Below are 19,080 nucleotides of genomic sequence, written 5' to 3' on the forward strand. Positions count from 1 at the left end.
GTGATCGTTGGCGTGGCACCCTTGGTGCACGGCACACTGTCTCCCACGCCAGGTGTGACCTCCGTCCCCGACGGGCACACAGGGAAGGCAGGGCCCGAGAAGGGTGTTGCACGATAGGTGAGCAACCGAAGAGAGTGTTCATCGGTGACGACCAGAGGAGGAAGGCGATGACCCCGACCCTCACGCCGCCGCCCGAGACGGTGAGCCCCCCGGCCGCCGATGAACGGTGCGACCGCTGCAATGCTGCCGGCAAGCTCCGGATCACTCTGGCGGGTGGGAGTGAGCTGGTGTTCTGTGGGCACCACGCGAACAAGTACGCGGAGGATCTCGTGAAGATCACCGTGCGCTACGCGTCGGACCCCGAGTTCAGCTGGCGTGGCGCCGATCTGATGGCGAACTGAGTAACGAGGAATCCGCACGACATAAAGCCGGCCGGAGGTCCCCAGGGACCTCCGGCCGGCTTTTGCGTACCCCCGTCCCCACCCACCCGTAACCCCGTTGATCATGAGGTTTGCGGCAGTTTCGGCGATCCACTTCGCCGCTAACCTCATGATCACCCGGACGGGGTGAGGGGCAGGGCAGTCAGAGGGTTTGGACTGTCGCTATGCGCTCTTCCAGTTGCTCGATCGTCGCCTGGGCGCTGGGTGGGCCGCCGCACAGGCGGCGGAGTTCGGCGTGGATCTTGCCGTGCGGCTGGCCGGTGCGGTGGTGGCGGGCGGCCACCAGGGCGTTCAGCTGCCGCCGGAGGGCCACCCGACGCTGGGCGGCACTCATGGGAGGCGGGGCCGCCGACGGGGCCGCAGCGGCCGGCTCAGCGGTCCGCTGGGTGGCCCGGCGGCGCTGCGCGGCGAGCTGCTCGGCCTGCCGCTTGGTGAGCAGCATCGAGACCTGGTCGGCGGTGAGCAGCCCGGGCAGGCCGAGGTATTCCTCCTCCTCCGGGGTGCCGGCCTGGGCGGCCGTGCCGAACGAGGCGCCGTCGAAGATCACCTGGTCCAGCTCGGCGGTCGCGGACAGCGCGGCGAACCGCTTCTCCAGCTCCCCGCTGGCCTGGTCGTCCCGCTGGGCACGCTCCAGCAGGTCGTCGTCGAGGCCGTCGGAGTCCTTCGGCTTGCCCAGCACGTGGTCCCGCTCGGCCTCCATCTCGCTGGCCAGACCGAGCAGGTGCGGCACGCTGGGCAGGAAGACCGAGGCGGTCTCGCCGGGGCGGCGGGCCCGGACGAACCGGCCGATCGCCTGCGCGAAGTACAGCGGGGTGCTGGCGCTGGTCGCGTAGACGCCGACGGCCAGCCGGGGGATGTCGACGCCCTCGGACACCATCCGCACCGCGACCAGCCAGCGCTGTTCGGAGGCCGCGAACGTCGCGATCCGCGCGGACGCGCCCTGGTCGTCGGAGAGCACCACGGCGGCCTTCTCACCGGTCACCTGCTCCAGCAGCTTGGCGTACGAGCGGGCCACCTGCTGGTCGCTGGCGATCACCAGACCGCCGGCGTCGGGCATGCCGTTGTTGCGCAGCACGGTCAGCCGGGCGTCGGCGGCGCGCAACACCTGCGGCATCCAGTCGCCGGCCGGGTCCAGCGCGGTCCGCCACGCCTGCGCGACGAGGTCCTGGGTCATCGGCTCGCCGAGCCGTGCGGCCAGCTCCTCGCCGGCGTTGGTGCGCCACCGGGTCTCCCCCGAGTACGCCAGGAAGAGCACCGGCCGGACCACGCCCTCGCGCAGCGCGTCGGAGTAGCCGTAGACCGAGTCGGCGCGGGAGCGGAGCAGCCCGTCCCCGCCCCGCTCGTAGCTGACGAACGGGATCGGGTTGTCGTCGGAGCGGAACGGCGTGCCGGTGAGCATGAGCCGACGTACGGCGGGCTCGAAGGCCGCCTTGACGCCGTCGCCCCAGGTCCGCGAGTCACCGGCGTGGTGGATCTCGTCGAGGATCACCAGGGTGCGGCGGGTCATGGTGCGCCGCCGGTGCACCTGCGGGGCCATGCCGACCTGGGCGTACGTGACGACCGCGCCGTGGAAGTCGGCCGCGGAGTGCAGGTCGGCGTTGCGGAAGGCGGCGTCGAGCTGGATGCCCACCCGGGCGGCGGACTCGGCCCACTGGGTCTTCAGGTGCTCGGTCGGCGCGACCACGGTGACCGCCTCGACGGTGCCGTCGTTCAGCAGCTCGGCGGCGATCCGCAGGGCGAACGTGGTCTTGCCGGCACCGGGGGTGGCGACCGCCGTGAAGTCGTCGGTGCGGCGGCGCAGGTACTCCACCATCGCCTTGCGTTGCCAGGCACGCAGGGGTGGGAATGTGTCGAGCGCCGGCAACCGCGGTGCCACGCGTAGCTCCTCTCCGACCGCACGACGGCGGACCCCGGCCGAGGGCCACGGGTGCGGCCGCCCATGAAAAGGCCCTCGCGCATCGGGTGCCGCGAAGGCCGACTCAGCATAACCAGCGGGGGCCGTCCGCCCCACTCGACGCCACGCTGGTCACATCCGCCCACCCCGGGGCGCGGGCCTCAGACCTGTGGCCCCCGGGCGCCGGTACGCGGCGGCCGCAGCGCCGGCACCGGGGCGGACCAGCGCCGCCGCAGTGACACCAGGCGCAGCGCGAAGACGAAGACGGCCGCGGCGGTCAGCGGTGCCGCGGTCGCCGCGCCGTAGGTCGACAGCAGCGCCACCGCGATCGACCCGGCGAGCGCGGCCACGGCGTAGATCTCCCGGCGCAGCACCACGGGGATCTCACCGGTGAGCAGGTCTCGGCCCAGCCCGCCGCCGATGGCCGTGAGCATGCCGATCATGCAGGCTCCGACGGCCGGCACGTGGGCGTCGAGGGCCTTGAGCGTGCCGGTGACGGTGAACAGGGCGAGACCGGCCGCGTCGAGCACCAGCACGGTGGTGCGCAGCCGGGCGAACTGGGGATGCAGCCAGAAGATGGCGGCGGCGGTGACCGCCGCCGTGACCGCGTACCGCCAGTCGGCGAAGGCCAGCGGCGGCACCTCGTCGATGACCAGGTCGCGGAAGATCCCGCCGCCGAGGGCGGCGACGACGCCGACGAAGACCACCCCGAAGAGGTCGAGCCGTTTGGCCACCGCCGCGGAGGCGCCGGAGGCCGCGAAGACCGCCACGCCGGTGAGGTCGGCGAAGAGTAGCGGGGTGGAGGTGGTCACCGCCGCAGGTTACGCGGGCGGCCGGACGGGCCGCCCGGGATCACGCGGCGTACGAGTCGTAGATCTCCTTGCACTTCGGGCAGACCGGGGAACCGGGCTTGGCGGCCTTGGTCACCGGGAAGGTCTCGCCGCAGAGCGCCACCACGTAGGTGCCCATGACGGCACTTTCCGCGATCTTCTCCTTGCGGACGTAGTGGAACATCTCCGGGCCGGTGTCGGCGTCCTTCAGCTCGGGACGCTCGAGAACCTCTGTACTCACGACTACACCTCCAACGGTCCAGTTTTGCAGGTCGATCCCGCCCGGTCCACCTGGGCCCGCGCCGGAGGCGGCCCGTACCGTAGCCGAAGTGACCAACTTTCACATCAGTCTCGGCACCGAGGTGGCCGACGCCCTGCGCGACGGGCGTCCGGTCGTCGCCCTGGAGAGCACCATCGTCTCCCACGGCCTGCCCCGACCGGACAATCTTCGCGTCGCGCGTCAGATCGAGCAGGCGGTCCGGGACGCGGGAGCGGTTCCGGCCACCATCGGCATGGTCGCCGGTGAGCTGATCGTGGGCCTGGACGACACCCAGCTCACCCGGCTCGCCACGGTCGACGGGGTGAGCAAGCTCTCGGTGCGCGACCTGGCCGTGGCGGCGGCCACCGGCGCGGACGGCGCCACCACCGTGGCGGCGACCAGCGCGGTGGCCGCGGCGGCCGGGATCGGGGTCTTCGCCACCGGCGGCCTCGGCGGGGTGCACCGGGAGGCCGCGCAGACCTTCGACGAGTCCGCCGACCTGGTCACCCTGGCCCGGACCCCGATCGCGGTGGTCTGCGCCGGGGTGAAGTCGATCCTCGACGTGGGCGCCACCCTGGAGCGGCTGGAGACCCTCGGGGTCAGCGTCGTCGGCTACCGCACCCGCCGCTTCCCCGGCTTCTACCTCACCGACGCCGGCTTCGACCTGGACTGGTCGGTGGAGTCGCCGGAGCAGGCGGCCGACGTGCTGGCCGCACGCCGGGAGCAGGGCGTGCACTCCGGTGGGCTGATCGTGGCGAACCCGCTGCCGGTGGACGAGCAGCTCGACCCGGCGCTGCACGACCGCACCCTGGCCACCGGGCTGGCCATGCTGGCCCGCGACGGGGTGACCGGCAAGGCGGTGACCCCGTTCCTGCTGGCCCACTTCCATTCCGCCACCGAGGGCGCCAGCCTGGCGGTGAACGTGCGGATCATCCTGCGCAACGCCGACCTGGCGGCACGGATCGCGGTCGCCGCGGCGGCCCGCCACACCGCCGCCGCGGCATGAGCCCCGCACCTCGCATCGTCGTCGTCGGCGACGTCATCACCGACGTCCTCGCGGTGCTCTCCGGTCCCCTCGCCACCGGCTCGGACACCGCGGCCGGAATCCGGTTCAGCGGCGGCGGCCAGGCGGCCAACACCGCGGCCTGGCTCGCCGGGCAGGGGGCGGCCGTCACGCTGGTCGCCGCCGTGGGCGACGACGAGACGGGCCGGGAGCGGGTCGCCGAGCTGGAGCGGGTCGGGGTGACCTGTGCCGTGGAGCGGCACGAGGGCTACCCCACCGGCACGGTCATCGTGCTCACCCACGACGGGGAGCGGACCATGGTCAGCCAGCGGGGGGCGAACCTGCGGCTGACCACGGAGCACGTCGACCGGACCGTCGCCGCGGCGCCCGACGCGGGGCACCTGCACCTGTCCGCGTACACCCTGCTGGACGTCGGGTCGCGCGGCGCGGGCCTGCGCGCGCTGGCCGCCGCCCGCGAGCGCGGGCTCACCACCAGCGTCGACGCGGCCTCCGCGGCCCCGCTGCGGCGGGTCGGCACGGCCTTCCTGACCTGGGTACGCGACGTCGACCTGCTGCTGGTCAACACGGACGAGGCGACGGTGCTGGCCGGCGGGCTGGACCCGGCGGCGCAGGCCCGGGCGCTGACCTCGGTCGCCCACCGGGTGGTGGTGAAGCGGGGTGCGGCCGGCGCGGTCTGGGTGGACCGGACCGGGCTGGTCGAGACGGCCCCGGCGCCCGGGGTGGCCGTGGTGGACGTGACCGGGGCGGGCGACGCCTTCGCCGCCGGCCTGCTCACCGCGTGGCTGGCCGGCGCGGACCCGCGCGCGGCGCTGTCCCGGGCCGGCGATCTCGGCGCGCTGGCGGTCACCACCGTCGGCGCGCGGCCCCAGCCCTGACGGGCGGACCGGTCCGGGCGGCTGCCGCCCGGGCCGGTCAGGGCTCGGCGTCGATGACCTTGTGCGGGCGCTCCTCGGCGGCGAGCGCCATGGGCGGCGTCTCGTCCAGGTGGCGGGGCTGGAACTTCCCGGCCAGCCGGTGCTGCTCCTTGGGCGGACGATCGTTGGCCAGCAGCACGGCCAGCCAGGGGATCAGCACCATCCCGAGGGCGCAGAGCGGCAGCCACAGCCAGAGCAGTGGTGCCTTGACGCCGACCAGGACCGCACCGAGCACCAGGCACGCGACCCGGATTCCCATCATCAGCACGTAGCGCTTCTGCCGGCTGGTGAGCTGGTCGTCCTGGCTGCGCGAGGCGTCGGTGATCAGGATCGGCTGGTACGCCTGACGCTTCACCACGGACCTCCTCGAGGGATTACGACTCATCCTGTCACCCTCGACGGTTGATCGGCGAAAATCGTGACAAGGGCGGCGCGTGTTACGTGCGTGGTACGCTCCGTTCGTGGGCAACCGGTTCAGCTTCACCGACGAGGCGTTGGCCAACCTGCGGGTCTACGACGTCACGCCCGGGGAAGTCTGGGAAGCCCTGCACAGCAGCCGGCGGGTCATCCGGCACCTCGGGGACGACGTCATGGTGGTCTACGCGACCGACCACCGGGGTCGACGCCTCGCGGTGCTGCTGGCCGAGGCCGACGGCAGCGACAACGACTGGGACATCCTCTCCGCCCGCGAGCTGAGCGACGTCGAGGCCAAGCGCTACGACGACGCGGTGCGGAGGTCACGCCGACGAGGAGGCGGTCACGATGCACCGTAACGAGGCGACCAAGCGGTTCCACGACGCCGGCGACGCGCTCGCCGACCTGATCGACGAGACCCAGCCCGCGGAGCTGCCCACCCCCGACACCGACGTGCCGATGGTCAGCCGCTCGGTGCGCCTGCCGCTGGAGACGTACGACCGGGTCCGGGCGGCCGCCGAGGCGCGCGGCATCGGGGTGACCACGCTCATGCGGCAGTGGATCGAGGCCGGCCTGGCCGATCTCGACGAGTCCGCCACGGTCTCCCTGGCCGACGTGCGCCGGGCCCTGGCCGCGCTGTCCCGCCCCACCGCCGCCTGAGGGTCAGGCCTCCGGGCCGCTGCTCTCCGGCCCCGTCCGGCCGAACGGCGAGGCCGACATCTCCGGCGGGCGCCCCCGGCTGCGCCACGCGTCCAGCAGCGCCACCACGGCCAGGACGGCGGCCACCAGGGCCAGGGCCAGCACGGCGGGACCGTGCGCCAGCAGCGGCACGAGCAGGAGCAGCACGCCCGCGCCGAGGATCCGGGTCAGCGAGACCCGGCCGAAGATCTCGTACTCGAAGCGGGCCCGGGCGGCCAGGAAGAGCAGCGGCCCGCCCACCACGAACAGCAGCAGCGCCTCGTCGGACCGGTGGAACGGCTCGGCGATGACCACCTCGTAGCCGACCGCCGCGGTGAGCACGCCCAGCACGATGACCAGGTGGGTGATCGTGGCCGACGTGCCCAGCCGGCCCGGCACGGGCGCCAGCCGCAGCGCCTCGGCCAGCAGGTGCCCGGCCCGGTGGAAGTAGATCCGCCAGAGCAGCGCGGTGGTCACGAAGGCGAGCCCGAAGGCGCCCGCGCCCTCGCCGGAGAACTTCTCGCCGCTGTAGGTCACCCCGATGACCAGGATCGACTCGCCCAGCGCGATGAGGAAGATCTGCTGGTAGCGCTCGGCCAGGTGCTCGCCGGCGATCCGCCACCCGCCGGTCGGCGCGGACCCGATCCGGGGCAGCGGCCAGCCGGTGAAGAGGGCCGCGTAGTCCACGGTCAGCGCGAGGGCCCAGAGCGGCAGGCGCACGCCCTCGGGGCCGAGTGCCCCCGCCAGCCACAGCGGCGCGGTCAACCCCGCCCAGGCGGCCAGCCGGAGCGGGACCAGCCGCCGTGGATGGCCGTGCAGCGCGGCGGCGACGACCAGCGGCCGCCCGAGCATCACCGCCAGGTACGCGAGGGCGAACGGCAGCGCCCGCTCCTCCAGGGCCCGCGGCAGCGCCACCCCCATCACCAGGCTGGCGAACATCGTGCCGACCACGACGGCCTGGATGACGGTCTGCTCCGGCTCGTAGCGGCTGGTCACCCAGACGGTGATCGTCCAGACCACCCACAGCACCAGGAAGAGCAGCACCGTACGGCCGACCGCGGCGGCCAGCGTCCACCCGGTGGCGGGCAGGCTGTTGATCAGCCGCTGGGAGACCCGGGTCAGCGCGAAGACGAAGACCAGGTCGAAGAAGAGTTCCAGGAAGGTGGCACGGGCGGCGCTTTCCGGCGGGCGCAGCAGCGCGGCACCGCGTTCCGCCACCGTGCCACCCCCGTCCGCCGCCCTGGCTCCCAACGACCGGGCCGCCGTACCGGTTGCGTGTCAGCGGTTCGGCGGCTCACCTCGGCGAGGCGGGTGTTCCGGCGGGCGCGGGTGGCGTCAGCCCTTGGCGGCCTTCGCCTCCGCCTTCATCCGCTGCTTGAACTCCCGGACCCGGCGCAGCGACTCGGGGTCGGTCACGTCGGCCACCGACCGGTACGCGTCCGCGTCGCCGTAGCCGCCGGCCGCCTCGCGCCAGCCGTCCGGGGTGATGCCGAACCGCTTGCCGAGCAGGGCCACGAAGATCTGCGCCTTCTGCCGGCCGAAGCCGGGCAGCTCGCCGACCCGGCGCAGCAGGTCCCCGCCGTCGGCCGCCTCCGACCAGAGCCGGGCCGGGTCGCCGTCGTAGCGCTCGACCAGGGCCCGGCAGACCTCCTGCACCCGGGCCGCCATGGCCTTCGGGAAGCGGTGCAGGGCCGGCGGCGTGGCGAACAGCTCGACCAGGGCCTCCGGGGAGTAGCCGGCCAGTTCCCGGGCGTCCGGCTCGTGGCCGAGCCGCTGCGCCAGCACGTACGGGGAGGAGAACGCCTTCTCCATCGGCACCTGCTGGTCCAGCACCATGCCGAGGAGCAGGGCCAGCGGGCTGCGCGCCAGCAGCTCGTTGGCCTGCGGGTCGATGGGCAGCGAGAGCGTCATGCCCCCATCCTGCCCCGCCGGCCGCCGCCCGCCACGCCGACTCCCCGCGGCACGCGCGGCACGGCCCGGTGGACAGGGGTGGGGTCCACCGGGCCGTGTGGCCGCGCGACGCGTCAGTTGACGACGAAGAGCAGCCGGTTCGGCGAGCCGGAGCCGGGGTTCGTCACCTTGCCGGTGGTGGCGTTGGTGGTCAGGTAGCTGGTCACCTGCGCCGGGGTGTACGACGGGTTGGCGCCGAGCACCAGCGCCGCCGCGCCGGCCACGTGCGGCGACGCCATCGAGGTGCCGCTCAGCGTGCTGCTGGCGGTGTCGCTGGTCCGGTACGCGGAGACGATGCTCGACCCGGGGGCGAAGATGTCCACGCAGGAGCCGTAGTTGGAGAAGGACGAGCGCGCGTCGCTGCTGGTGGTGGAGCCGACGGTGATCGCGGCGGCGGCCCGCGCCGGCGAGGAGTTGCAGGCGTTGGCGCTGGAGTTGCCGGCCGCGACCGCGTAGGTGACGCCGGAGTTGACCGAGCTGGTCACCGCGTTGTCGATCGAGCTGCTGGCGCCGCCGCCGAGGCTCATGTTGGCCACGGCCGGCTTCACGGCGTTCGAGGTGACCCAGTTGATGCCGCTCACCACGCCGGTGGTGCTGCCGCTGCCGGAGCAGTTGAGCACCTTCACCGCGATGAGGCGGACGCCCTTGGCCACGCCGTACCGGGTGCCGCCGACGGTGCCGGCCACGTGGGTGCCGTGGCCGTTGCAGTCGGTGTTGTTGCTGTCGACGGTGTTGGTGCCCCAGGTGGCCCGGCCACCGAAGTCGGTGTGGGTGGTCCGGATGCCGGTGTCGATGATGTACGCCCGGACGTTCGAGGCCGTGTTCGGGTAGGTGTAGCTGGAGTTCAACGGCAGGTTGCGCTGGTCGATCCGGTCCAGGCCCCAGGACGGCGGGTTGGTCTGGGTGGCCTGGGTGGTGACCACGCGGTCCTGCTCGACGTACGCGACGGCCGGGTCGGCGGCCAGCCGTCGGGCCTGCGCGGGGCTCATCTTCGCGCTGTAGCCGGTGAGGGCGGCGCTCCACACCGTGCCGACGCTGCCGCCGTAACGCTTGGCCAGGCCGGCGGCCCGGTCGGGCACGGCGGTGCGGGCGGTGCGGCTGTTCGCGGCGCCGACCGCGTCGCCCTTCAGCACCACGAGGTAGCTGCCGCTGATGGCGTCGGGGGCGGAGGCGTAGCGGACGTCGCCGGTCGGTGCGGCGAGGGCGGGGGTGGAGGCGGCGGCGGTGAGGGCCGCGGCGGCGGCCGTGACGGCGAGCGCGCGCAACGCGCGTCGCCGGGGAACGGACACGTCGGACATCGTCTGGCTCCCTACCGGGCGCGCCCGGGCTCTCGGACACCGGGGACGCCCATCGGCGGATGTTGGGGCAGATGGTAGCCATGCATCGATGAACATGAAAGAGATAACGGCCGATACCCTGAGCTGGTGATATGGATCCGGCGGGTGCCGGCCGGGAGAGCGGCCGGGGAGGGCAGGATGACGACGTGGACCGTCACGACATGCTGCTCTCCCCCGCCGGCGTCGACGCGCTGCGCACCGCGCTGACCCGGGCGGGCTTCACCGCCAACGGCATCGCCGGCCGGCTCGGCCCGCAGGCCACCGGCGCGGTGGCCCGCAACGACTTCCGCGCCGCGCTGCGCGCCACCGAGGACCGCGACCCGCTCGCGACGCTGATCCGGGTCTTCATCTGCGACCAGACCGAGCCGGAGCCGGCCGTGGCCGCCGCGCTCGCCCCGTTGACCGTCGAGGAGGCGCTGGCCGGGGGCCTGGTCGAGCGGCACGGCGACGGCCTGCGCGCCGGGGTCGACCTGGAGCCGTACGGGGACGACTGGTTCGTGCTCGCCGACGTGCCGGCCAGCGCCCGCCCCGGCCGCCCGCTGCACGCCCAGCACGTGCTGGGCATCGGCGGGGCCACCCAGACGCTGATCGGCGCGACCGTCCGCCGGCCGGTGGAGACCGCGCTGGACCTGGGCACCGGCTCGGGCGTCCAGGCCCTGCACCTGTCCACCCACGCCCGCCGGATCACCGTCACCGACGTCTCCGAACGGGCGTTGCGCTTCGCCGCCACCACCGCCGCCCTCAACGGGCAGGACTGGGAGCTGCTCCGCGGCGACCTCGTCGCCCCGGTGGCCGGCCGCCGGTTCGACCTGGTGGTCAGCAACCCGCCGTTCGTGGTCGGGCCCGGCACCACCACGCACGTCTACCGCGACTCCGGCCGGGTCGGCGACGCGATCGGGGCCGAGCTGGCCGCCGCCGCCCCGCACCTGCTCACCGAGGGCGGGACGATGCAGTACCTGGCCAACTGGGTGCACGTCACCGGCGAGGACTGGGCCGAGCGGGTGACCGGCTGGTTCGCCGGCACCGGGCTGGACGCCTGGGTGATCCAGCGCGAGGTGGCCGACCCGATGGCGTACGTCAACCTGTGGCTCACCGACGTCGGCGAGACGGCCGACCCCCAGCGGATGGCGGCCTGGCTGGACTGGTTCGACGCGCACAAGGTGGAGGCGATCGGGTTCGGCATCGTCTCGCTGCGCCGGACCGGGCACGACGAGCCGGTCGTCCGGGTGGAGGACCTGCGCCAGCGGGTGGAGCCGCCGCTCGGCGACCGGGTGGGCGAGTGGTTCGACCGGCAGGACTGGCTGCGTGCCCGGAGCACCGACGGTCTGCTCGCCGCCCGCTACCGGGCCGCCGACGGGCTCCAGCTGCGCCAGGAGGCCACCATGGGCGCCGACGGCTGGGCCGTGGACCGGCAGGTCCTCGCCATGCCGCACGGGCTGCGCTGGTCCGAGGAGATCGACCCGCTGGTGCTCGCCCTGGTCGGCGGCGCGGACGGTCGGCTGCCGCTGCGCGACCAGCTCGCCCTGCTCGCCGCCGCGCACGACGTCGCGCCGGACGAGCTGGCCGAGGCGGCCGGGCCGATCGTGGCGCACCTGGTCGAGCGCGGCCTGATCGAGCCGGTGGCGGACTGATGCGGGCGGTGGTGCAGACGGTGGGTCGGGCCGCCGTGACGGTCGACGGCGAGGTGGTCGGCGCGATCACCGACGGGCTGCTGGTGCTGCTCGGCGTCACCCACACCGACACCCCGCAGGTGGCGGCCACCATGGCCCGCAAGGTCCACGAGCTGCGCATCCTGGACGACGAGCGCAGCGCCGCCGACACCGGCGCGCCGATCCTGGTGGTCAGCCAGTTCACCCTCTACGGCGACGCCCGCAAGGGCCGGCGCCCGAGCTGGACCGCCGCCGCGCCGGCGGAACTGGCGGAGCCCCTGGTGGAAGCGGTGGTGCGGGAGCTGCGCCAGCGCGGCGCCAAGGTCGAGACCGGCCGCTTCCGCACCCACATGCTGGTGGACAGCGTCAACGTGGGCCCCCGCACCCTCCTCCTGGACCTGTGATCGCCGGGGACGGCCGGTGATCCCCGCGGTGGTCAGAAGAAGAGGCCGCGGCGGGACATGGACTGGCGCAGCCAGCCGTCGAGCTGGGCGGCCCAGTCGGTGCGGTCCGCCGTCGCGTGGTCGACCGTGAAGCGGCCGAACGCGTCGTGGCCCTCGGTGAACAGGCCGCCGCGCTTGTCCAGCTCCAGCACCACCTGCACCTGCTGCGGGTCGGTGACGAAGGTCAGTTCGAGCTGGTTCATGGCGCGCGCGTACTGCGGCGCCGGGTGGAACTCGATCTCCTGGTAGAACGGCAGGCTCTGCCGTACGCCGTAGAGGTGGCCGCGCTCGACGTCGGCCCGGGCGAACCGGAAGCCCAGCCGCAGCAACGCCTCCAGCAGCCGCTCCTGAGCGGGCAGCGGGTGCACCGCCACGGCGTCCAGGTCGCCCTTGTCGACCGCCCGGGCCACCTCCAGCTCGGTCCGCAGCCCCATGGTCATGCCGTGCAGGTGCTGGCCGTACAGGTCGGTGAGCGGGGTCTCCCAGGGCACCTGGAAGCGGAACGGCACCTCGTACCGCTGCCCCGGGTCCAGCCGGAACGCGCCGGTCACCTGCGCGCGGCCGAACTCCTGCGTGGTGTCGTACTCCGAGTCGCCGCTCTCCACCTCGACCCTGGTGACCAGGCCGAGCGCGACGTAGCTCACCTCCACCGGGTGGTCCCCGCCGACCACCTGGACCCGGCCCTCCACCTGCCCGCCGGGGCGGCAGTTCGGGTTGGCCAGCACCGTCTCCACCGACGGTCCACCCACACCCATCGCCTGCATGAGCCGCTTGAAGACCACCACGTCCTCCGATCGCCTGTGCGTCGCCGGGCCTCGCTGGCCGGCCGCTGGCACGGTAACCGGGCCCGGCAAGGCACAGCCGACGTTCCGCCCGGATTGCTGTCGGGTCCCCGATCGCCTCACTCCCGTTTCACGCCCCGCCCGCCAAGCTGTTCCTCACCGGCACCACCGCGCCGGCGGACGGCACGGAACCGGTACGGCACGACGGACACGGGGAGAGACCGAGATGGCCCAGCAGATGATCGAGCACCAGGACATGGACGTCACCATGACCGATCTGGACGCCACCGACGAGCGTGGCGTCTCCACGGACCTGGTCCGGGCGTACCTGAACGGCATCGGCCGCACCAAGCTGCTCACCGCGGCGCAGGAGGTCGAGCTGAGCAAGCGGATCGAGGCCGGCCTGTTCGCCGAGGAGAAGCTCTCCACCTGCACCCCGGTCTCCGGCGAGCTGCGCGCCGACCTGGAGCTGATCGCGGCCGAGGGCCGCGCCGCCAAGGACCACCTGCTGGAGGCCAACCTGCGGCTGGTGGTGAGCATCGCCAAGCGCTACACCGGCCGCGGGATGGCCTTCCTCGACCTCATCCAGGAGGGCAACCTCGGCCTGATCCGCGCGGTCGAGAAGTTCGACTACACCAAGGGCTACAAGTTCTCCACCTACGCCACCTGGTGGATCCGCCAGGCCATCACCCGCGCCATGGCCGACCAGGCCCGCACCATCCGCATCCCGGTGCACATGGTCGAGCAGGTCAACCGGATGGTCCGGGTCCGCCGCGAGCTGTCGGTCACGCTGGGCCGGGAGCCCACCGTCGCCGAGGTGGCCACCGCGCTGGAGATCCCGGAGTACCAGGTGATCGAGCTGATCTCGTACGACCGGGAGCCGGTGAGCCTGGACCAGACGGTCGGCGAGGACGGCGAGAGCGCGCTGGGCGACTTCGTGGCCGCCGTCGACCCCAACGCGGAGCCGGGTGAGGCCGCCGGCGACGGCGAGCTGCGCAACGAGGTACGCATCGTGCTCGCCACCCTCTCCCAGCGGGAGCAGGCGGTGATCCGGCTCCGGTTCGGCCTGGACGACGGCCGGCAGCGCACCCTCGACGAGGTGGGCCGCGAGTTCGGGCTGTCCCGGGAGCGGATCCGGCAGATCGAGAAGGTGACGCTGCTGAAGCTGCGCGCCCCGGAGCGGGCCAACCGGCTGGAGGCGTACGCCTGCTGAGCTGACCGACGCGACAGGCCCCGGCGGCGCGCCGGGGCCTGTCGCGCTTGAAGCGGTGGCCGTGAACGACCACTCTGGGGCGATGAACTGGACACTGGAAGTAGTCGTCGTGCCGGTCTCCGATCTGGACCGGGCCAAGAGCTTCTACGCCGAGCGGCTCGGCTTCGCCGTCGACCACGACACCGACCTGGGGGTCCTCGGGCGGATCGTCCAGCTCACGCCCCCGGGCTCCGGCTGCTCGATCGTCCTCGGCCGGGGCGTCGTGCCCGAGATGCCGCCGGGCTCGCTCAAGGGGCTGCAACTGGTCGTGCCCGACCTGGAGAAGGCCCACGCGGAGCTGGTCGAGCGGGGCGTGGCGGTCAGCGAGATCCAGGTGGTCGGGCCGAACCCGAGCCCGGTGCAGCACCCGCTGGACAACGTCGGCTTCGTCTTCTTCACCGACCCGGACGGCAACGCCTGGGCCGTGCAGCAGATCTCCAGCCGGGCCTGAGCCTCACAACCGGCGCGGGCCGGTGTCCGGGCGGGACGCCTCGGCGCCGGTGCGGACGGTGGCGTGCAGCACCGAGATGCCGTCCGGCCGGGCCAGCACCGGGTTGAGGGTGAGCGACCGGACCCGGGGCTGCTCGTCGGCGAGCCGACCGACCCGCAGCAGCAGGTCGACCAGGGCGGCCCGGTCCACCGGCGCGGCGCCCCGGTGGCCGCGCAGCAGCGGCGCGGCCCGCGGCTCGTCGACCAGCTCGGCGGCGTCCCGGTCGGTCAGCGGCACCGCCCGCCACGCGCGATCGCCGAGCAGTTCGGTGGCCACGCCACCCAGGCCGAAACCGACCACCGGCCCGAACGCCGGGTCCTCCACCAGCTCCACCACGCAGGCCACCCCGGGCGGGACCATCGGCTGGACCAGCACGTCCGCGCCGAAGACCGGCGCCATCTCGTCGTACGCGCGGCCCAGCGCGGCGGCGTCGGGCAGGTCGAGCCGGACCGCGCCCAGGTCGAGGCGGTGCCGCAGCCCGGGGGCGGCCGCCTTGAGCGCGACGGGCCAGCCGAGCCGTTCCGCCGCCGCCACCGCCTCCCCGGCCGAGTGCGCCGGCGCCGACTCCACCACGTCGATGCCGTACGCCCGCAGAAGCGCCGCCGGGTCGGCGCCGTCCGGACGAAGCGCGGCCTGACCGGCCGTCCGGTCCACCCGGTCCAGCTCGGGCAGCACGCCGGGCGGGCGGCGCAGCCAGTCGGCGTACGTGGTGACCCGGGCCAGGGCCCGGACGGCCTCCTCCACGCTCGGATAGGCGGGCACCCCGGCGGGCACCCGGCCGGCGAGGAAGGTGGCCACCACCGGCTTGCCGGCGGTCCGCGCGTCGGGCAGCGCGGCGGTGAAGTCGGCCTCCGGGTCGGTGAGCTGGCCGGGCAGCGGCGGGGCGAACACCGCCACCACGGCGTCCACCCGCTCGTCGGCCGCGGACGCGGCGAGCGCGGCGGCGTACTCGGCGGCGCTGGCCCGGGGGCCCACGTCGTGCGGGTAGCCGTCGGCCACCGTGAGGCCCTGGGCCGCGCAGGCGGTGGCGGCCAGCCCGGTCAGCGCCGAGGAGTTGCCGACCACGGCGACCCGGCGGCCGGCCGGCAGCGGCTGGTGGGCCAGGAGCACGCCGACGTCGAGCAGCTCGGCGACGGTGTCCACCCGGACCACCCCGGACTGGGCGAAGAGCGCGCTCACCGCGGCGGCGTCCAGGGCCGGCGCGTCGCCGACCCCCGGCGGGCGGGCCAGCGAGGCGAGCGCCACCACCGGCTTGCTCCGGCCGATCCGCCGGGCCAGCCGGGCGAACTTGCGCGGGTTGCCGAACGTCTCCAGGTAGAGCGTGATGACGTCGGTGCCCGGGTCGTCCTGCCAGTACTGCAACAGGTCGTTGCCGGAGACGTCAGCGCGGTTGCCGGCGGAGACGAAGCTGGACAGGCCGAGCCCCCGCCGGGACGCCTCGGCGAGCAGGGCCACCCCGAACGCGCCGGACTGGCTGAAGACGCCGACCCGGCCCGGGGCGGGCAGCACCGGGGCCAGGGTGGCGTTGAGGCGTACCGCCTGGTCGGTGTTGGCGACGCCCAGGCAGTTCGGGCCGACCACCCGCATCCCGGCCAGGTGGGCGGCGCGGACCAGGGCGCGCTGGGCCGCCGCCCCCGCCGGGCCGGACTCGGCGAACCCGGCGGAGATCACCACCAGGCCGTGCGCGCCGGCCCGCGCGGCGTCGGCGACCACCTCGGTCACCGCCTCGGGGGCGACGGCCACCACGGCCAGGTCGACGTCCTCGCCGGCGTCGACCGCCGACGGGTACGCGGGCAGCCCGGCCACCGTCGCCGCGGTCGGGTGCACGGGGACGATCGCGCCGGTGAACCCGCCGTCGCGCAGGTGCCCGAGCAGGGCCGCGCCGACGCCCTGGCCGGTGGTGCTGGCGCCGTAGACGGCGATGCCGCGCGGGGCGAGCAGCCGGGCGATCGAGCGGGACTCGGTGCGGTGCTCCCGGCCGCGCTGCACCTCCAGCGTCGCCTCGGTGGGTGCGATCGGGAAGTTCAGGTGCACGACCCCGTCGGCGTACTGGCGCTGGACCTGGTAGCCGAAGTCGGAGAAGACCCGCAGCATCGTCCCGTTGGCCGGCAGCACCTCGGCGACGAAGTGCACGATGCCGTAGCGCCGGGCCGCGTCCGCCAGGTGCTCCAGCAGCACCGACCCGATGCCCCGGCCCTGGTACGCGTCCTCCACCACGAAGGCCACCTCGGCCTCCGGCGAGCCGGGGCCGAGCCGCTCGTAGCGGCCGACGGCGACGATCCGGTCGCCGGCCAGCACCACGAACGCCTCCCGGTCGCGGTGGTCGACGGTGACGAACCGCTGCAGGTCCCGCTCGGGGATGCGCGGGTACGGCGAGAAGTAGCGCAGGTAGCGGGTGCGCTCGGAGAAGCGCGAGTGCATGGCCACGACGGCCGCGGCGTCGTCCGGGCGGATCTGCCGCAGCTGGACGGTCGTGCCGTCGCTCAGCAGCACGTCCACCGGTTGCTCGACAGTGGTCACCGGTCGGTCCTCCCCCACCGCCGGATCAGTCGCGCGGGTCGTGCGGGTCGAGCCCGTGCAGCGGGAAGACCGCCTTGCGGGTCGCCGCGATGGCGCGGTCCACGGCGGTCGGCTCGCCGCTGGGCTGCCACGGCTGGTACGACGGGTCGACGTCGTCGGTCATCCGCAGCGGCACCTCCTGCCCGGGCCGCCGGCGCGCCGCCAGCTCACGCCAGCCCGGCGGGGTGAGGGTGGCCGGGTCGAGCGGCTCCCCGGTGGCCACCGCGAGCAGGTGCGTCCAGGCCCGCGGCACCACCTCGACCAGCGCGTACCCGCCGCCGCCGAGGGCCACCCAGCGGCCGTCGCAGAGCTCGTCGGCGAGCGCCCGCAGCGCCCGGTAGGTGGCCCGCTGCCCGTCGACGGACAGGTGCAGGTCGGCCAGGGGGTCGAGCCGGTGCCCGTCCGCACCGCACTGGGTGACCAGCACCTGCGGCCGGAACGCCCGCAGCACCGCCGGCACGATCGCGTGGAACGCGCGCTGCCAGCCCGGGTCGCCGACCCCCGGCGGCAGCGGCACGTTGACCGCCGACCCCTCCGCGCCCGGGCCGCCGGTCTCATCGGGGAACCCGGTGCCGGGGAAGAGCGCGAGCGGGGTCTCGTGCAGGCTGACCGTGAGCACCCGCGGGTCCCGGTAGAAGATCTCCTGCACCCCGTCGCCGTGGTGCACGTCCACGTCCACGTACGCGATGCGCTCCGCGCCCAGGTCGAGCAGGCGGGCGATGGCCACCGCCGGGTCGTTGTAGACGCAGAAGCCGGAAGCCCGGGCCGGCATGGCGTGGTGCAGCCCGCCGGCCACGTTGACCGCCCGCCGGGCGTCCCCGCGCCAGACCGCCTCGGCGGCGGCCACGCTCGCCCCGGCGATCAGCGCGCTCGACTCGTGCATGCCGTCGAAGACCGGGTTGTCGGAGGTGCCGAGGCCGAAGCCGGCGAAGAGCGGGTCGCGGGGCGCGGCCCGGACCGCCTCCAGGTAGCGCGGGTCGTGCACCCGGGTGAGCAGGGCGTCGTCGGCCGGCTCCGGCTTCACGAGCCGGACGCCGGGCCGGTCCAGCACCCCCAGGTTGCGGGCGAGTGCCATGGTCAACTCGACCCGCACCGGGTCGAGGGGATGGTCGCCCATGTCGTACCCGAGCAGGGCCTCGTCCCACATCACCACCGTGTCGTCGGCCATGGGGCCATCGTCGCACGCGGGCCGGGGCCGGCCCACCACACGCGCGCCCCGCGGCCCGGGTGTCTACCCGGTGGCGACCGGACGGTCCGGGTCGGCCACCCAGTTGCTCCACGACCCGACGTACAGGGCGGCGTCCGGGCGGCCGGCCAGGTGCAGTGCCAGGACCGCCTGCGCGGCGGTCACCCCCGATCCGCAGTACGCGCCGACCGGCGCGTCCGGGGCCACCCCGGCGGCGGCGAACCGCTCGCGCAGCGCCTCGGCGGCGGGGAAGCGCCCCTCGGTGACGTACTCCGGGGCGGGCAGGTTGACCGCGCCCGGGACGTGCCCGGCGACCGGGTCGACCGGCTCGATCTCGCCCCGGTAGCGGGGGGCGGCCCGCACGTCGAGCAGCACCCCGGCGTCGGCGGCGGCCAGCCGGGCGGCCTCCCCCGCGTCCAGCACCGGCAGCTCGCCCGGGCGGACCGTGACGTCGCCGGGCGCGGGCGCCGGCGCGTCGGTGGAGACGGGTCCGCCGGCCGCGACCCAGGCCGGGAAGCCGCCGTGCAGCACCCGGACCGCCCGGTGGCCGGCCCAGCGCAGGGTCCACCAGGCGCGGGCGGCCGACATGCCGTCGCCGCCGTCGTACACCACGACGGGGTGCCCGGCGCGGACGCCGGCGGCCCGCAGCGCGGCCTGGAGCGCGGCCGGGTCGGGCAGCGGGTGCCGGCCGGCGGCGCCCGGCCGGCCGCACAGCTCGGTGTCCAGGTCGACGAAGACCGCGCCCCGCAGGTGACCGGCCGCGTAGTCCTCCCGGCCGGGCGGCCCGGCGAGCCGCCAGCGGACGTCCAGGAGGGTGGGCGGATCGGCGCGGTCGAGCTCGGTGGCGAGCCGGTCGGGCTCGACGAGCAGGTCTTCGGTTCCGGACATGCGGTCCAGTCAACACCATCCGGGCAGCGACCTCCCGGTTCGGCGTCGGTGGATCGTCGGGGGTCCGGGGTAGCATCGAACGCCGGAGGGA

The 19,080-nt window shown here is 74.6% G+C and carries 20 protein-coding genes; 9 read left to right on the plus strand and 11 right to left on the minus strand.

Annotation, left to right across the window (positions count from 1 at the left end):
- The first annotated feature begins 167 nt into the window (after positions 1–167).
- Positions 168–401: a hypothetical protein gene (locus NFX44_RS16935; RefSeq protein ID WP_013284786.1), complete on the plus strand. Its 234-nt coding sequence runs from the start codon at positions 168–170 to the stop codon at positions 399–401.
- A 181-nt stretch (positions 402–582) separates the two neighbouring features.
- Here NFX44_RS16935 and NFX44_RS16940 read toward each other — a convergent pair whose 3' ends face one another.
- The 3 genes from NFX44_RS16940 to NFX44_RS16950 all read right to left on the minus strand — a co-directional run bounded on the left by NFX44_RS16940 (position 583) and on the right by NFX44_RS16950 (position 3,405).
- On the minus strand, positions 583–2,316 hold the full coding sequence (locus tag NFX44_RS16940; RefSeq protein ID WP_262284508.1) for a DEAD/DEAH box helicase: 1,734 nt from the start codon (positions 2,314–2,316) through the stop codon (positions 583–585).
- Between the two features lie 179 nt (positions 2,317–2,495).
- Entirely contained in the window at positions 2,496–3,146 is a 651-nt protein-coding gene (locus NFX44_RS16945) for a trimeric intracellular cation channel family protein (protein WP_262284509.1), read from the minus strand.
- A 40-nt stretch (positions 3,147–3,186) separates the two neighbouring features.
- Positions 3,187–3,405 carry a DUF3039 domain-containing protein gene (locus tag NFX44_RS16950; RefSeq protein ID WP_262284510.1) on the minus strand — a complete coding sequence of 73 codons (219 nt, stop codon included), beginning with the start codon at positions 3,403–3,405 and terminating at the stop codon, positions 3,187–3,189.
- Between the two features lie 88 nt (positions 3,406–3,493).
- Between NFX44_RS16950 and NFX44_RS16955 the strand changes: the two genes are divergently transcribed.
- Both NFX44_RS16955 and NFX44_RS16960 read left to right on the plus strand, forming a co-directional pair.
- Positions 3,494–4,429, plus strand: a complete 936-nt coding sequence (locus NFX44_RS16955) for a pseudouridine-5'-phosphate glycosidase (protein WP_262284511.1) — start codon at positions 3,494–3,496, stop codon at positions 4,427–4,429.
- Entirely contained in the window at positions 4,426–5,322 is an 897-nt protein-coding gene (locus tag NFX44_RS16960; RefSeq protein WP_262284512.1) for a carbohydrate kinase family protein, read from the plus strand. Before NFX44_RS16955 ends, NFX44_RS16960 begins: the two co-directional genes overlap by 4 nt.
- 37 nt (positions 5,323–5,359) lie before the next feature.
- Here the strand turns inward: NFX44_RS16960 and NFX44_RS16965 are convergent, their stop codons facing one another.
- On the minus strand, positions 5,360–5,716 hold the full coding sequence (locus tag NFX44_RS16965; protein ID WP_262284591.1) for a DUF3099 domain-containing protein: 357 nt from the start codon (positions 5,714–5,716) through the stop codon (positions 5,360–5,362).
- A gap of 106 nt (positions 5,717–5,822) precedes the next feature.
- On the opposite strand from NFX44_RS16965, the gene NFX44_RS16970 reads away from it, so the two are divergent.
- Together NFX44_RS16970 and NFX44_RS16975 are read left to right on the plus strand one after the other, a co-directional pair.
- Entirely contained in the window at positions 5,823–6,134 is a 312-nt protein-coding gene (locus tag NFX44_RS16970; RefSeq protein ID WP_262284513.1) for a hypothetical protein, read from the plus strand.
- Positions 6,124–6,435, plus strand: coding sequence for a BrnA antitoxin family protein (locus tag NFX44_RS16975; protein WP_262284514.1), 312 nt, complete (start codon positions 6,124–6,126; stop codon positions 6,433–6,435). The genes NFX44_RS16970 and NFX44_RS16975 overlap by 11 nt, the downstream gene beginning before the upstream one ends.
- 3 nt (positions 6,436–6,438) lie before the next feature.
- Here NFX44_RS16975 and NFX44_RS16980 read toward each other — a convergent pair whose 3' ends face one another.
- The 3 genes from NFX44_RS16980 to NFX44_RS16990 all read right to left on the minus strand — a co-directional run bounded on the left by NFX44_RS16980 (position 6,439) and on the right by NFX44_RS16990 (position 9,701).
- Positions 6,439–7,671, minus strand: coding sequence for a low temperature requirement protein A (locus NFX44_RS16980; RefSeq protein WP_262284515.1), 1,233 nt, complete (start codon positions 7,669–7,671; stop codon positions 6,439–6,441).
- A gap of 117 nt (positions 7,672–7,788) precedes the next feature.
- Complete coding sequence (locus NFX44_RS16985; protein ID WP_262284516.1) at positions 7,789–8,364, minus strand: HhH-GPD-type base excision DNA repair protein; 576 nt, start codon at positions 8,362–8,364, stop codon at positions 7,789–7,791.
- 113 nt (positions 8,365–8,477) lie between these two features.
- The gene (locus NFX44_RS16990) at positions 8,478–9,701 is read right to left on the minus strand and encodes a S8 family peptidase (RefSeq protein WP_262284517.1); all 1,224 of its coding nucleotides are present in this window, start codon (positions 9,699–9,701) and stop codon (positions 8,478–8,480) included.
- Positions 9,702–9,886: 185 nt separating this feature from the next.
- On the opposite strand from NFX44_RS16990, the gene NFX44_RS16995 reads away from it, so the two are divergent.
- The gene (locus tag NFX44_RS16995) at positions 9,887–11,371 is read left to right on the plus strand and encodes a methyltransferase (RefSeq protein ID WP_262284518.1); all 1,485 of its coding nucleotides are present in this window, start codon (positions 9,887–9,889) and stop codon (positions 11,369–11,371) included.
- On the plus strand, positions 11,371–11,793 hold the full coding sequence (gene dtd / locus NFX44_RS17000) for a D-aminoacyl-tRNA deacylase (protein ID WP_262284519.1): 423 nt from the start codon (positions 11,371–11,373) through the stop codon (positions 11,791–11,793). The genes NFX44_RS16995 and dtd overlap by 1 nt, the downstream gene beginning before the upstream one ends.
- Positions 11,794–11,825: 32 nt before the next feature.
- On the opposite strand, the gene NFX44_RS17005 is transcribed toward dtd, so the two are convergent.
- The gene (locus tag NFX44_RS17005; RefSeq protein ID WP_262284592.1) at positions 11,826–12,614 is read right to left on the minus strand and encodes a sporulation protein; all 789 of its coding nucleotides are present in this window, start codon (positions 12,612–12,614) and stop codon (positions 11,826–11,828) included.
- 226 nt (positions 12,615–12,840) lie between these two features.
- Between NFX44_RS17005 and sigB the strand changes: the two genes are divergently transcribed.
- Together sigB and NFX44_RS17015 are read left to right on the plus strand one after the other, a co-directional pair.
- Positions 12,841–13,827, plus strand: coding sequence for an RNA polymerase sigma factor SigB (sigB, locus tag NFX44_RS17010; RefSeq protein WP_262284520.1), 987 nt, complete (start codon positions 12,841–12,843; stop codon positions 13,825–13,827).
- An 82-nt stretch (positions 13,828–13,909) separates the two neighbouring features.
- A complete protein-coding gene (locus tag NFX44_RS17015) occupies positions 13,910–14,317 on the plus strand; it encodes a VOC family protein (RefSeq protein ID WP_262284521.1) in 408 nt (135 codons plus the stop codon).
- Between the two features lie 3 nt (positions 14,318–14,320).
- Here the strand turns inward: NFX44_RS17015 and NFX44_RS17020 are convergent, their stop codons facing one another.
- The 3 genes from NFX44_RS17020 to NFX44_RS17030 all read right to left on the minus strand — a co-directional run bounded on the left by NFX44_RS17020 (position 14,321) and on the right by NFX44_RS17030 (position 18,989).
- The gene (locus NFX44_RS17020) at positions 14,321–16,876 is read right to left on the minus strand and encodes a bifunctional GNAT family N-acetyltransferase/acetate--CoA ligase family protein (RefSeq protein WP_262284522.1); all 2,556 of its coding nucleotides are present in this window, start codon (positions 16,874–16,876) and stop codon (positions 14,321–14,323) included.
- 25 nt (positions 16,877–16,901) lie between these two features.
- Positions 16,902–18,083: an acetoin utilization protein AcuC gene (locus NFX44_RS17025; RefSeq protein ID WP_262284523.1), complete on the minus strand. Its 1,182-nt coding sequence runs from the start codon at positions 18,081–18,083 to the stop codon at positions 16,902–16,904.
- A gap of 63 nt (positions 18,084–18,146) precedes the next feature.
- Positions 18,147–18,989, minus strand: a complete 843-nt coding sequence (locus NFX44_RS17030; protein WP_262284524.1) for a sulfurtransferase — start codon at positions 18,987–18,989, stop codon at positions 18,147–18,149.
- Positions 18,990–19,080: the final 91 nt, after the last annotated feature.

The sequence above is a fragment of the Micromonospora sp. MA102 genome (genome assembly GCF_025460765.1).
In the GTDB taxonomy this organism is placed as follows: Bacteria; Actinomycetota; Actinomycetes; order Mycobacteriales; family Micromonosporaceae; genus Micromonospora; species Micromonospora halotolerans.

What these genes read in the sequence shown, in the direction of transcription:
- NFX44_RS16935 (WP_013284786.1), top strand. Translation starts at nt 168, where the DNA reads ATGACCCCGACCCTCACGCCGCCGCCCGAGACGGTGAGCCCCCCGGCC.
- NFX44_RS16960 (WP_262284512.1), top strand. Translation starts at nt 4,426, where the DNA reads ATGAGCCCCGCACCTCGCATCGTCGTCGTCGGCGACGTCATCACCGAC.
- NFX44_RS16975 (WP_262284514.1), top strand. Translation starts at nt 6,124, where the DNA reads ATGCACCGTAACGAGGCGACCAAGCGGTTCCACGACGCCGGCGACGCG.
- NFX44_RS16985 (WP_262284516.1), bottom strand. Translation starts at nt 8,364, where the DNA reads ATGACGCTCTCGCTGCCCATCGACCCGCAGGCCAACGAGCTGCTGGCG.
- NFX44_RS16990 (WP_262284517.1), bottom strand. Translation starts at nt 9,701, where the DNA reads ATGTCCGACGTGTCCGTTCCCCGGCGACGCGCGTTGCGCGCGCTCGCC.
- dtd (WP_262284519.1), top strand. Translation starts at nt 11,371, where the DNA reads ATGCGGGCGGTGGTGCAGACGGTGGGTCGGGCCGCCGTGACGGTCGAC.
- sigB (WP_262284520.1), top strand. Translation starts at nt 12,841, where the DNA reads ATGGCCCAGCAGATGATCGAGCACCAGGACATGGACGTCACCATGACC.
- NFX44_RS17015 (WP_262284521.1), top strand. Translation starts at nt 13,910, where the DNA reads ATGAACTGGACACTGGAAGTAGTCGTCGTGCCGGTCTCCGATCTGGAC.
- NFX44_RS17025 (WP_262284523.1), bottom strand. Translation starts at nt 18,083, where the DNA reads ATGGCCGACGACACGGTGGTGATGTGGGACGAGGCCCTGCTCGGGTAC.
- NFX44_RS17030 (WP_262284524.1), bottom strand. Translation starts at nt 18,989, where the DNA reads ATGTCCGGAACCGAAGACCTGCTCGTCGAGCCCGACCGGCTCGCCACC.